At 48.1% G+C, this 532-nt stretch carries 1 protein-coding gene; it reads left to right on the top strand.

What is annotated here, in order from left to right:
- On the top strand, nt 1-532 hold a 532-nt coding region (locus R8O11_RS30885), incomplete at both ends, for an ABC transporter permease (RefSeq protein ID WP_412035104.1).

Here is a 532-nt window from a genome sequence, read left to right as displayed (position 1 = left end):
CCTCTCGCTACGACGCTTCTGAGCCAGAAGTGATGCTTGGGGTGGATCTCGCCAGTAATCTGAGCGTCAACGTGGGAGATTGGATTACCTTACTTGCTACTACGACAGATGGCGCTTTGAACGCTTACGACTTTAAAGTTCGCGGTATCTACTCAACTGGTGTGCCTGAGCTGGATAAACGCCAACTTTACGTACACATCAACAGTGCTCAGTCTCTGCTGGGGTCGGACAAAGTCAGTGCGCTGTCAGTATTTCTGTTCGACACCAGCTTAACCAACAAGGTTGAACAGCAAGTCGCGACGATTCTAAACAAACAAAAACCGAGCTTTGGTGATCAAGAGGTTGAAATTACGCCTTGGCAAGAGCGTGCGTTTTTCTATCTAAAAGTGAAAGATTTGTATGACCGTATTTTCGGCATTATGGGCGCTGTGATGGCTCTGGTCGTGTTTGTCGCGTTGTTCAACACCATGACTATGTCTGTGACTGAGCGTACACGTGAAATCGGTACCTTGTCCGCATTGGGCAGTTATCC

It is taken from the genome of Vibrio sp. 1288 (assembly GCF_033344475.1).
The sequence above is the reverse complement of the archived record's forward strand: the minus strand, read 5'-3'. Positions and strand labels throughout refer to the sequence as shown.